General features: G+C 73.9%; 10 protein-coding genes. 1 reads left to right on the top strand and 9 read right to left on the bottom strand.

Annotation, left to right across the window (positions count from 1 at the left end; translation table 11 throughout):
• Positions 1–18 precede the first annotated feature (18 nt).
• The 9 genes from ACW62_RS24065 to ACW62_RS24105 all read right to left on the bottom strand — a co-directional run bounded on the left by ACW62_RS24065 (position 19) and on the right by ACW62_RS24105 (position 10,255).
• Positions 19–1,659 carry an ABC transporter substrate-binding protein gene (locus tag ACW62_RS24065; RefSeq protein WP_053206649.1) on the bottom strand — a complete coding sequence of 547 codons (1,641 nt, stop codon included), beginning with the start codon at positions 1,657–1,659 and terminating at the stop codon, positions 19–21.
• A 21-nt stretch (positions 1,660–1,680) separates the two neighbouring features.
• Positions 1,681–2,646: an LLM class flavin-dependent oxidoreductase gene (locus tag ACW62_RS24070; RefSeq protein WP_053206650.1), complete on the bottom strand. Its 966-nt coding sequence runs from the start codon at positions 2,644–2,646 to the stop codon at positions 1,681–1,683.
• Positions 2,643–3,566 carry a DUF1028 domain-containing protein gene (locus ACW62_RS24075; protein ID WP_053206651.1) on the bottom strand — a complete coding sequence of 308 codons (924 nt, stop codon included), beginning with the start codon at positions 3,564–3,566 and terminating at the stop codon, positions 2,643–2,645. Before ACW62_RS24075 ends, ACW62_RS24070 begins: the two co-directional genes overlap by 4 nt.
• Before the next feature lie 3 nt (positions 3,567–3,569).
• Complete coding sequence (locus ACW62_RS24080; RefSeq protein ID WP_053206652.1) at positions 3,570–4,136, bottom strand: YybH family protein; 567 nt, start codon at positions 4,134–4,136, stop codon at positions 3,570–3,572.
• 147 nt (positions 4,137–4,283) lie between these two features.
• On the bottom strand, positions 4,284–5,582 hold the full coding sequence (locus ACW62_RS24085; RefSeq protein ID WP_053206653.1) for an MmgE/PrpD family protein: 1,299 nt from the start codon (positions 5,580–5,582) through the stop codon (positions 4,284–4,286).
• Positions 5,579–6,982, bottom strand: coding sequence for a dihydroorotase (locus ACW62_RS24090; RefSeq protein ID WP_169792120.1), 1,404 nt, complete (start codon positions 6,980–6,982; stop codon positions 5,579–5,581). The genes ACW62_RS24085 and ACW62_RS24090 overlap by 4 nt, the downstream gene beginning before the upstream one ends.
• Complete coding sequence (locus ACW62_RS24095) at positions 6,979–8,262, bottom strand: Zn-dependent hydrolase (protein ID WP_053206655.1); 1,284 nt, start codon at positions 8,260–8,262, stop codon at positions 6,979–6,981. The genes ACW62_RS24090 and ACW62_RS24095 overlap by 4 nt, the downstream gene beginning before the upstream one ends.
• Positions 8,259–8,849 (bottom strand): phosphoribosyltransferase family protein, encoded by a 591-nt coding sequence (locus ACW62_RS24100; protein ID WP_053206656.1) that lies wholly within the window; start codon positions 8,847–8,849, stop codon positions 8,259–8,261. Before ACW62_RS24100 ends, ACW62_RS24095 begins: the two co-directional genes overlap by 4 nt.
• Positions 8,846–10,255: an amidohydrolase family protein gene (locus ACW62_RS24105; RefSeq protein WP_053206657.1), complete on the bottom strand. Its 1,410-nt coding sequence runs from the start codon at positions 10,253–10,255 to the stop codon at positions 8,846–8,848. The genes ACW62_RS24100 and ACW62_RS24105 overlap by 4 nt, the downstream gene beginning before the upstream one ends.
• A 47-nt stretch (positions 10,256–10,302) precedes the next feature.
• Here ACW62_RS24105 and ACW62_RS24110 point away from each other — a divergent pair, with 47 nt between their 5' ends.
• Positions 10,303–11,472, top strand: coding sequence for an amidohydrolase family protein (locus ACW62_RS24110; protein ID WP_053206658.1), 1,170 nt, complete (start codon positions 10,303–10,305; stop codon positions 11,470–11,472).
• Positions 11,473–11,553 lie beyond the last annotated feature (81 nt).

Genomic DNA, 11,553 nt, shown 5'->3' on the forward strand with positions numbered 1-11,553 from the left:
GCTCGCGGACCGGCGGGCTCAGTTGGCGACCCGGAGCTGGTCGAAGCGCAGGTTGGCGTCGTTGGAGTGGGTGATGCCCTCCACCCCTTCGCTGGCGCCGACCAGGTAGTCGCGGGTGAACAGGAACGCCCACGGCGCCTCGTCGATGATCAGCTGCTGGGCCTGCTGCGACAGCTCCCGCCGCTCGTCCGGGTCGGTGGTCGCCATCGCCTGCCGCACCAGCTCGTCGACCTCGGCGTTGCTGTAGTTGGTGTAGTTGGTGAACACGCCGCTCGTGAGCAGGAAGAACATCTGGTAGACGGAGTCCTGGCCCCACGAGTACCAGGAGTCCAGGAACATCTGCATGGACCCGAGGTTCTCGTTGTAGTCGGCGTCGCTCATCTCGTTGACCTCGATGTTCACGCCGCCCTCCTGCAGGGCGCTCTGGATGAACACCGCCGACTGGCTCAGTGCCTCGTCGGTGGCCGGCACCGACAGCGTCAGCGACAGCTCGCCCGGCCCGTAGCCGGCCTCGGCCAGCAGCTCCTTCGCCTTCTCGACGTCGGTCGGGTACGCCACCTTCTCGCCGGACTCGTCCAGGGCGTCGCGCATCGGGTACGGCACCGCGCCGTAGGCCGCGCCGGCGTACCCCTTCATGACGTCCTCACGCAGCGCGTCGTACGGCATCAGGTACGACAGCGCCTGACGGATCCGCACGTCCTGCAGCGCCGGGTCCTCGTAGTTGAAGCCGACGTAGGCGACCAGGCTGTACTCGAGGTCGTAGAGCCGCAGGCCGGGATCCTGCTCCAGCGCCTGGGCGGTGTCGGGGGTCATCCCGAAGATCACGTCGACGGCGCCGTTCTGCAGGGCGAGGAACGCCTGCTGCGGGTCCGGCATGCTCTGGACGACGATCCGCTCCGGCGCGTCGGCGAGGTCGGCGGCGGTGAAGTCGGGGTTCTTGGTGAGCGTCATGCTCTGGCCCGGCACCCGGCTCTCGACGACGTACGGGCCGGACGCGGTGGCCTCGTCGGCGAGGTAGACCGCGCCCCACGGGTCGTCGGGGCCGGCCTGCGCCTCGACCGCCGACTTGTCCAGAATCGCGAAGATCTGGAACGCGAGGAACTGCTCGATCAGCGGCGAGTAGTGCGTCACGTGCAACTGCACCGTGCGCTCGTCGGTGGCGACGATGTCGGTGGCCGGGTCGGTGACGTTCAGCCACTGGCCGATCGCCTGCACGTAGCCGACGTCGGAGAGCGCCCGCTGCAGCGACCAGACCACGTCCTCGGACGTGACCGGCTCGCCGCCGGCGAAGGTCAGCCCGTCCTTCAGCACGAACGTCAGCGTCGTCTGGGCATCGTCCCAGGTGGCCGACTCGGCGAGGAACGGCGCGCTCTCGCCGGCGTAGGACAGGACGCCGTCGCCGCCGTCGGTGTAGCTCTCCTGCAGCAGCGTCCCGTAGATGTTCCCGCCGACGCCATAGCCGGCGTCGGTCTTGAACTGGTGCGGGTCGAGCGTGTCGATGTCCTGGCTGTAGGCGACGACCAGCTCGTCGGCGGCAGCGCTGCCGCCGTCACCGCCGCCACCGTCGTCGTCGGAGGCGGCGCCGCCTCCGCAGGCCGTGGCCGCCAGGATCAGGCCGGAGGCGGCGAGCGCGCCGAGCGTGCGACTTCTGTGCGCCATGAGGGAGTCTCCCGATGAGTGTCAGCCGGCGTCGACGGCCGCGCTGAGCTTCTTGATGTCCCCGAGCAGGGATTCGGCGTGGATGGGGGCGAGGGCGACCTCGTCCGAGCCGGCGGCGAGAAGTGCCTGGATCCGGCCGGCGCAGGTGTCCACGTCGCCGCAGACGCTCAGCTGGTCGATCCACTCGTCCGGCATGTCGGCGGCGAGTCCCTCGGGACCGCCGGTCCGCGCGAGCGCGCGTAGCTCCTCAGTGATCCCGATCGCGTCGGTCATCGCCGTGCTCTCGCCGTCGGCCAGGTAGGTGCCCAGCAGCGGACGGATGCGAGCGCGGGCCTCGGCGGTGGTCTCGGCCACCGACATGAAGGCGAACGTCGTGATCGGAAGGTCCGCGCCGCCGGCCGCGGCCAGCAGGTCGCGTTCGACGCGGACGAAGGCGGGACTGCTGAAGACGGAGAGCACCAGCCCGTCGGAGATCTCCCCGGCCAGCGCCGTCATCTTCGGGCCAGTCGCGCCCAGCTGGATCGGCGGCGGCTGCGGCGGCGGGTACTCGAGGTGGATCCCCTCGAATGCGAACCCGCCGTGCTCGCCGGTGAGGGTCTGGCCGGCCCACAGCGCCCGTACCGCTTCGATGGTGCCGCGCACGGCGCCCAGCGGCCGCCGGTGCTCGATACCCTGCTGGTCCAGCCACCAGCCGCCGCCGGCGCCGACGCCGAGGACGAACCGTCCGGGGTGGATCGACGCGAGCGTGCCGGCCTCCATGGCCAGCAGGCCGGGGTGCCGCGCGTAGACGGAGAGCACGCCGGTGCCGACCCGGATCTCGTCGGTCACCCCGAGGATGGTCGCGGCCCCGGCGACACCGCCGGTGGCGAAGTAGTCCTCGGACGACCAGATGCTGGCGAAGCCGTTCTCCTCCACGGCCCGGGCGACGGGCACCAGCTCGCTCGGGTGGAAGGTGCTGCCCAGGGCGAATCCAACACGCTTTCTCATCGATCGGCCCTCCTCAGGATCTCCGCGGAGCCGGCCGGCAGCATCCCGGTCGCGGCCATCCCGTCGACGAAGCGGGCGAACCGCGGCCGGGCGGCGATGGCCTGCGCGATCAGCGCGGCGCCCTCCTCGACCCGTCCGGCCCGCACCAGCAGCACGCCGCGCCACAGCGTCGGCTCGAGGTCGTCGCCGAGCTCGCGCTGCGTCGCGGCGAGGCCGGCCAGCGCCTTCTCCAGCTCGTCGCCCAGCACCGGTTCGGCGCCGGTGACCAGCCCCGGTTTGAAGACCGACTCGAAGAAGACGCCGTACGCACGGTGGATGCGCAGGCTCTCCGCCAGCCGCCGCACCGGGTCGGGGTCGAGGTCGACCCGCAGGTCCACGACGGTGCCCTGCCACGGGTGCGCGGGCTTCTCCCCCGTCACCACCCGAAGCGCGGCCGACATCCGGCCGCGCACGTCGCCACCGGCGTCGTCGCCGGCTTCGAGGCCGGCCAGCAGCCGGTCGGCGAAGTCGCCGCCCGCGCCCCGGAACGCCTCGACGACCGCGGGCAGCACGCCGTCGTTGTCGAGCATGTTGCCGACAGCGACCACCGGCCCGTCCACCACGGCGCCGCAGGACGGCACGCAGCGAACGCCGGTGTGGTGGGCGACGGTGCCCGCCGTGTCGACGTACGCCACCTGGCGGATGTCACTGTCGGGGTCGTCGGCGACCAGCTTGGCCAGCGCCTCGTCCGCGCGGGTTCCCCGCTCGATGAGGTCGAGGCCGAGCGGCCCGTACGACACCTCGACGAACGACTGGGTGGCGACGACTCCGACGCCGGGCCGGGTGTGGTCGGCCACCGGCCCGACGCCGTACGCGTGGGTGGCGGTCGCCAGCCCGAGCCGGCCGGTCGCGTCGTCCCTGGCGAGCAGCGAGAACGTCATGGCTCAGCTCGCGGGTGCGCCGGCGAGGGCGGTGTAGTCGGTGCGGACGCCGCGGGAGTGCGGCGTGTTGCCCATCCCGCGCCGGTCGGCGGCGTCGTCGCGGGTCTTCGCGGCCGGCGCCTCGTCGTCCGGCGGCCGGGTCGAGCAGTGGAAGTGCCACATCCGCCACTCCGGGTTGCCGTCGCCGTCGTCGCGCTTGTAGACCTCCGTCGAGCGGTAGTACGCCGGCCGGTCGATCCGCTCCGGCAGCTCGCCGCCCTCGTCGTCGCGGACCCGCCAGGCCGGGAAGCTGCCCTCGGAGACGACGTAGGCGAGGTCGCCGCTCACGTCGACGCGCATGACGTAGTCCTCGCACAGCCCCCACTCGTCGGTCCGCGCGTAGAACGACCACAGGTTCGCCAGGTCGTCCACCCCGAAGTACGGGTGGTCGTTCAGGTTGAACATCAGAAAGCTCTCGTCGCCCGTCGGGAAGACCGTGCGCATGAGCGGGATGTTGATCTGGAAGTTCGAGAAGTACCAGTCGCGGTGCAGGCGGAGGATCTGCTCCTCGTCCGATGCCTGGGTGGCCATGCGACGTCTCCTTCCGGCCGAAACTTGTAATCACATTACATACGTTGGCGGGTGCTGACTAGCCCTCTGGAACGCGGGACCGTTGATGATCACCGACGTTCATTGGTGTCCTGGCGCCAGCGATCGCCGTTGATCATGGGGAGAAAGCTAGAGGGGCAGGGCGGCGCAGTCGTCGGCGTCGGCGAACCCGGTGAGGGCGTCGAACGCCCCCGCAGCGCCGCCGAGGCGGACGAACTTGGCCCGCAGCTCGTCGCGGGTCGCGGGGTCGCTGTGGTGGCCGTGCGGGTTGTCGACCCGGACCTCGGCGACAGCGCCCGAGGCGAGGCTGATCCGGACCCGGGCCGGCGCGGCGTCGGGCCATCGGGCGTCCAGCTCCGGGTCGGCCCGGACGCGGACGCGGGCGGCCAGCGCGGCCACGTCCGGCCGCCAGTCGAAGGCGGCGACCCCCGTCGCGCCGGTGCGGATCGCGGCGGCGACGGCGTACGGCAGCGAGAACCGGGTCGACAACGCGTTGGGCGCGGCCTGACGGTCGACCCGCAGGTTGGCGCTGACGGTGTCGACGACGACCTCGGCCACCTCGTCCGGGTCGCCGGACAACCGCGACCAGGCCCGGACGGTGGCGTCCAGCGCGCTGTGGGTCAGCGCGCACGCGGAGTGCAGCTTGACGTAGTTGCGCCGGATCCGCAGCGTCGATGGCTGCACCGGATCGCGCAGGCCGCCGGGGTCGAGAGCGTAGGGCGCGACGACGGAGAGGTGCGAGCTCAGCGAGCCGGTGAAGCCGGCCCGGTGCAGCATCGACGCCTGGACGCCGGCGCGGTTGGCGTGGCCGGTCCAGCTGTTGCGCGCGGTGGCGCCCTCGTAGCAGGCCGACCAGCCGGTGAGCAGCGGCTGCGTCGCCGCGACGCGGACCAGGGCGACCGGGTCGTCGCCGCGCAGCATCGCCACGGCGGTGGCGGCGCCCAGCGCGCCGAAGTGCCCGTGCGGGTGCATCGGCTGCGGGAGGCGGAACGACTCGAACAGCCGCGCGGCCACCTCGTACCCGGCGACCAGCGCGGCGCCGAGCCGGGCGCCGTCCGCGTGCACGGTCTCGGCTGTGGCCAGCGCCGCCGGCAGGACGTGGATCGCGGGATGCCCGGTCGGCCGGTAGCCCTCGTCCAGCTCCAGGAAGGTGCCGGCCGTGCCGTTCACCCAGGCCACCGTCGCCGGGTCGCCGCGCGGCCGTCCCGGCCCGAGGGTGCGGGCCGGGCCGGCCGGCCCGAGGCCGAGGAGCGGGTCGCCGACGAGCGCCCCGATCTCGGCGGTGCCGGCGCCCGCGGCCATGACGCCGACGGTGTCGGCCAGCACCATTGCGGCGTGCTCGCGCAGGTCGTCCGGCAGGTCGGTCCAGCGCAACGCGGCGGCCTCCGCCACGCGGCGCTCCAGCAGCGCGATCAGCTCGTCCGTCACGCGACCGGCGCCTCGTGCCGGGCCGCGACGAAGCGGCCGCGGCGCTCACCGACCGGCTCGCCGTCGCGCATCGCCAGCTCACCGCCGAGCAGCGACGCGACGACCCGGCCGCGCAGCTCCCAGCCGTCCCACGTCGTGACGGGGTTCAGCGCGTGCATCCGCTCGTTGGCGATGCGGGCCGAGCCGCGCGGGTCGACCAGCGTGAGATCGGCGTCCGCGCCGGGGCGCAGGCTGCCCTTGCGCGGCCACAGGCCGTAGAGCCGCGCGGTCCCGGCCGAGAGCACCTCCGCCAGCCGCGACGGCGTGATCCGGCCGCGCACCATCGCGTCCACCATGAGCGGCGCCAGCGTCTCGACCCCCAGCCCGCCGGCGGGCGCGTCCTCGAACCCGCGCAGCTTCTCCTCCAGCAGGTGCGGCGCATGGTCGGAGCCGACCGAGCCGATCGTCCCGTCGGCGATCCCGGCCCACAGCGCGTCCTGGTCGGCCTGCGACCGCACCGGCGGATAGACCTTGATCGCCGGGCCGAGCCGATCAGCGTCCGCGTCGGTCAGCGTGAGGTACTGCGGACAGGTCTCGGCCGTCACGGCGGCGCCGGCGGCCCGCGCCTCGCGCACCACGGTCGCGCCCGCGGCCGACGCCATGTGCACGACGTGGAACCGGCAGCCGGTGGCGAGCGAGAACTGGGCGCCGACGGCGATCGAGGCGGCCTCGGCCACGGCCGGACGCGCGGCCAGCAGGTCGTCGTAGGTCGTGATCGGGTGCCCCAGCAGCTCGGCCGACCGGGCGAGGACGTGCCGGTCCTCGCAGTGCGCGGCCAACAGCCCGCCGTAGCCGGCCACCGTGCGGAACAGCTCCAACACCTCGCCGTTCTCCGGCGGCAGCAGCAGCGACTCCGGCGGCGCCGCCGCGAAGTTGTAGACCAGCCCCTTGGTCTCCTTGTCCAGCGCGTAGCCCCAGAAGAACTTCACCGCGACGGCGCCGGCGGCGTGCAGGAGCGGGACCTGGTCGAGGTTGGCCGGGCCCAGCGCCATCCCCCACAGGCCGAAGTCGGTCCAGGCGCGGGCGGCGTGGGCGGCCCGGCGCTGCTCGAACGTCGCGACGTCGGTGACGGCGGGCACGGCGTTGGGCATCTCCAGCACGGTCGTGGTGCCGCCGCACAGGGCGCCCAGCGTCGAGTGGTGGAACGTCTCCTTGTGCGTGTGCCCCGGGTCGCGGGAGTGCACGTGCGGGTCGATGAAGCCGGGGAACACCAGCAGCCCGGCCGCGTCCACCCGCTCGTCGGCCGCGACGGCGGAGCCGCGGTCGAGCCATGCCTCGACCCGTCCGTCCGCCAGCAGCAGGTCGGCCGGGATCGGCCCCTGCTCGGTGATCAGCTCTCCCCCGGTCACGACCGTCCTCACGACGCACCTCCGGTGGGCTCGAGAACCGCGGCCGCGGCCCGGGCGTCCAGCCGGAGCAGCGCGGCGAGCAGCAGGTCGGCGCCGGCCGCCAGCTGGGCCGGCTCGGTCCACTCCTCCGGGACGTGGGACAGTCCGTGCCGGCTCGGCACGAAGATCATCGCGGTCGGCACCAGGCGGTTCACCATCTGCGCGTCATGGCTCGCGCCGGAGGTGAGCACCCGGTAGCGCAGGCCCCGGTCCGTCGCCGCCGCGGTCACCTCGGCGCGGACCCAGTCGGGCAGCACGACGGCGGACGTGTCGGCGAGCAGCCGGGCGTCCAGCCGGGTGCCGCGACGCAGGCACGCGGCCCGCATGCGGGTGACGATCTCGGCCGCGGAGTGCCGCTGCCGGTCCGCGTCGACGTCGCGCACGTCGAGGGAGAAGGTCGCCTGCCCGGGGATGGTCGTGATCGAGCCGGGCAGCACGCTCAGCCGCCCGACCGTCGCCCGGGTCCCGCGGTGACGGGGGTCCAGCGCCACCTGCTCGGCCAGCAGCACCGCCTCAGCGGCCGCGGCCAGGGCGTCGGAGCGGCCCGGCATCGGTGTGCCCCCGGTGTGCGACGCCTGCCCGGTGACGGTCAGTTCGATGCGGGTGGAGCCGGAGATGAGGTCGACGACGCCGACGTCGAGCTTCGCCCTCTCCAGGACGGAACCCTGCTCGACGTGCAGTTCGACGAAGGCGGACCACTCGGCGGCGGCCCACGCCGTCCGGGCGGCGGCGTCGGGGTCCAGCCCGACGCCGGCCATCGCCTCGGCCAGCGAGACGCCGTCACGGTCGCGCCGGGCATCGAGCTCGTCCCGCGACGACAGCCCGGCGGCCAGCTTCGAGCCGCAGCAGGCCTGGCCGAAGCGGGCGCCCTCCTCACCGGCGAACGCGACGAAGCGCAGCGGCAGCGCGGTCTCGACGCCCGCCTCGTGCAGCAGCCGGGCGACTTCGACGGCGGCCATCGTGCCGGCGATGCCGTCGAAGCGGCCGCCGTTGTAGACGGAGTCGAGGTGGCTGCCGGTGCCGGTGGCGGGACCGGCGGCGCGGCCCGGGCGGGTCGCGATGGTGTTGCCGGCGGGGTCGACGGCGATCTCGCAGCCCGCGGCGGCCATCCACTCGGCGAAGCGGGCGTGCGCCTCGCGTTCCAGCGGCGTGTAGGCGAGCCGGGTCACGCCGGGACCCGGCTCGCTCAGCGCGGCCATCGTCTGCAGCGTCGACCAGAGCCGGTCCGGGTCGGCCGGGCGCACCGTGCTCATGACGCCGTCCGGCCGCGGTTCGCGGTGTGCCGCAGCTCGTCGTCGGAGAACAGCCGGTCCAGCGTCACCGCGACGCCCTCCAGCAGCTCCGCGGCGCCGTGGCCGCGGTCGACGGCCGCCAGCACGCCGGCCACGACGGCGCCGCACTCGCGCACCGCGCGCACCGCCTCGGCGGCCGAGGCGCCGGTGCCCGTGACGCCCTCGACGACGAGCACGCGCTCACCGGCGTGCAGTTCGCCGTGCAGGCCCAGCCGCGGCCCGTCGCCGGACTCCACCACGCGGGCGACGACCAGCGGCAGCCCGGTCTCCAGGGCCAGCGCCGCGCCCAGCACCAGCGAGTGCGGATCGCGGCCGACCAGGCGGTCGACGCCGGCCGGGACCCGTCCGGCGAGGATCGAGGCCAGCCGCCGCAGCACCGTCGGCTTGGTGAGGAACTGGTCGGCGTCGATGAACTCGCCGTGGGTGCCCCACGCGGCCGCGACGAGGTCGGCCAGCAGCTCGTCGCGCCGCACGTCGTCGGGCTGGAAGACGCTGAGATCGCCGACGGCCAGCGCGGTCAGGAAGTCGGGTGGACGGGCGGAGGTCATGCGGGGGTCCTCTCGATCGGCGGCAGCACGCCGGCGGCCTCGGCCGCGTGCCAGAGACGGTCCACCGCGGCGGCGGCCTCGTCGACGACTCGGCGCTCGTCGCAGCCGGCCACCGTGCCGCCGTCGACGACCATCCGGCCGTCGGCCATGACGAAGGCGACGTCGGCCGGGGTCGCGTTCCAGACCAGGTTGCGCAGCGGGTCGCGGACCGGCTGCAGGTGCGGCGCGGACAGGTCGACGCCGATGAGGTCGGCGAGGCGGCCGGGCTCGATCCGCCCGGTGTGCCCGCCCAGCGCGGCGCCGCCGGTGCTGGTGGCGGCGGCCAGCAGCGTCGGCGCGTCGGCCACGGCCCCGTCGCCGCTGGTGAGCTTCGCGATCAGGCCCGCGGCGCGCAGCTCGCCGAAGTGGTCGAAGCGGTAGGCATCGGTGCCGATGCCGGTGCGCACCCCGGCGCGGTGGAACCGCTCGAACGCGACCGTGACGCCGCTGCGGGCGAACGTGAGCGGACAGTGCGCCAGCGTCGTGCCCGAGTCGCGGAGCAGGTCGAGATCGCCGTCCTCGACGTACACGCCGTGCGCCACCACCGTGCGCGGGCCGAGCAGCCCGGTGTCGTGCAGGTACTCGACGGGGGTGCGCCCGTGCCGGGCCCGCACCCGCTCGACCTCGTTGCGGCTCTGGGCGACGTGGATGGTGACGAACGTGTCGCGCTCGGCGGCCAGCGCGGCGATGCGGCGGAGCAGCCGCGGTGAGCAGGTGTCCGTGGCGTGCGGCCCGAACCCGACCCGGGTGCGCCCGCCGGGGCCCTCGTCGTACCGGTCCGCGACGGCGAGCGCGGCGGCCAGCGAGGCGTCCTCGTCGATGTCGTCGTAGCGCGGGCGGCCGCGGTCGTCGAGGCCCCGGCTGGGGGTACTGAAGATGTACGGCGCGGCGAAGAGGCGCAGCCCGAGCTCGGATGCCGCGTCCAGGAACCCGTGGTGCTGGGCGCGCGGCATGTCCAGGACGCTGGTGGTGCCGGACCGGAGCAGTTCGAGCACCGCCAGCCGGTACACCGCCCGCAGCTCGTCGTCCGTCAGCACCTCGCTCGCGAGGTCGCCGAGCGGCAGCAGCAGGCCGTAGACGATGGCGTCGGCCGCGACCCCGCCCGGCGTGCCGGCGCCGACGTCGTCGACGATGCCGCGGAAGACCGGGCCGTTGAGCGCGTGGTTGTGCAGGTTGACGAAGCCGGGCAGGACGACGCCGTGCGGCAGCTCGATCCGCCGGTCCGCCTCGACCACCCGGCCGCGGACGACGTCCTCGACGCGGTTGCCGCGGACCAGCACCGTGACGTCCTCGGCCGCCTCCACTCCCCCGGACGGCGACGGCAGCAGGGTCCAGCGCGCGACCACCGCGGTGAGCTGGTCCGGCATGACGGCTCCCTTGCGCAGGGTTTTGTAATCCGATTACATTAGCACTCGTGAACCAGCTCTGTGTCATCCGGAACGGCCACGTCCACGCGCCCGGCGACATCGGCGTCCGCGACCTGCTGCTCGCCGGCGGGCGCGTCGTCGCGATGGAGGACCGCCTCGATCTGGGCGGCCTGGAGGCCGTCGAATTCGACGCCGCCGGCCGCCGGGTGGTGCCCGGTCTCGTCGACGGTCACCTGCACGTCATCGGCGGAGGCGGCAACGAGGGCTACGCCTCGCGGATCCCCGAGTTGTGGGCCGGTGAACTGGCGCTCGCGGGCATCACGACCGTCGTCGCGCCGCCGGGGCTGGACATGGTGGCCAAGAACCTCGAAGGGCTGCTGGCGAAGACGTACGCGCTGGAGAGCGAGGGCATCTCCGCCTACGCGATGGCCGGCGGGTTCCAGCGGCCGTTCCGCACCGTCACCGGCTCACTGCTCGGCGACCTCTTCACCATCGAGAAGTTCATCGGGGTGAAGGTCGCGCTGGGCGAGGTCAAGGCCACCCCGTTCCGCGACGAGGAACTGGTCCAGCTGGCCGGGCAGCTGCACTACCTCGCCGGCGCCACCGGCAAGGCGTGCCTGCTGCACGCGCACCTCGGCCAGTCGCCCGACCCGGCCGGGCAGTTCCTGCACGCCATGCGCACGTCCGGCGTTCCGGCCCACCGGTTCCAGGCGACGCACGGCAACTACACCGAGCACACCATGCAGGCGGTGCTCGACGTCGCGGCGGCGGGCGGCTACGTCGACTTCAACCCGATCCTGACGCCCGCCTTCGGGCACCCCCGCGCGGTGCCTGCCGCCGAGGCCGTCGTCCGGACCCTCGCGGCCGGCGTCGACCCGAGCCTGGTGACGATGACGACCGACGGCAACGCCAGCGTCCCGATCCTGCGGCCGGACGGCACCCGCGACGTGTACGAGAAGAGCCTCGGCTGGCTCTGGGACACGGTGGTCGAGCTGCTGTGCGAGCATGGGGTGCCGCTGGAGCTGGCGCTGTCGTTCGTGACCAGCAACCCGGCCCGGGCGCTCGGGCTGGACCGCAAGGGCGGTATCCGGGTCGGCGGCGACGCCGACCTGCTCATCGTCGACGACGAGCTACGGATCGTCGACGTGTTCGCCCGCGGCCGCCGCATGGTGGCCGGCGGCGAGGCGCTGGTCCGCTCGATGTACGAGCCCGCCTGAACCGTTCGCCGCTTTGGCTGCCGCGTTGGCCGTTGTGCGGCCGTTGGCCGTTGTGCGGCCGTTGGCCGTTGTGCGGCCGTT

This window comes from Jiangella muralis, from assembly GCF_001270745.1.
Classification (GTDB): domain Bacteria; phylum Actinomycetota; class Actinomycetes; order Jiangellales; family Jiangellaceae; genus Jiangella; species Jiangella muralis.

Coding starts and splice junctions, on each gene's coding strand:
- ACW62_RS24065 (WP_053206649.1), bottom strand. CDS start 1,659: ATGGCGCACAGAAGTCGCACGCTCGGCGCGCTCGCCGCCTCCGGCCTG.
- ACW62_RS24070 (WP_053206650.1), bottom strand. CDS start 2,646: ATGAGAAAGCGTGTTGGATTCGCCCTGGGCAGCACCTTCCACCCGAGC.
- ACW62_RS24075 (WP_053206651.1), bottom strand. CDS start 3,566: ATGACGTTCTCGCTGCTCGCCAGGGACGACGCGACCGGCCGGCTCGGG.
- ACW62_RS24080 (WP_053206652.1), bottom strand. CDS start 4,136: ATGGCCACCCAGGCATCGGACGAGGAGCAGATCCTCCGCCTGCACCGC.
- ACW62_RS24095 (WP_053206655.1), bottom strand. CDS start 8,262: ATGAGCACGGTGCGCCCGGCCGACCCGGACCGGCTCTGGTCGACGCTG.
- ACW62_RS24100 (WP_053206656.1), bottom strand. CDS start 8,849: ATGACCTCCGCCCGTCCACCCGACTTCCTGACCGCGCTGGCCGTCGGC.
- ACW62_RS24105 (WP_053206657.1), bottom strand. CDS start 10,255: ATGCCGGACCAGCTCACCGCGGTGGTCGCGCGCTGGACCCTGCTGCCG.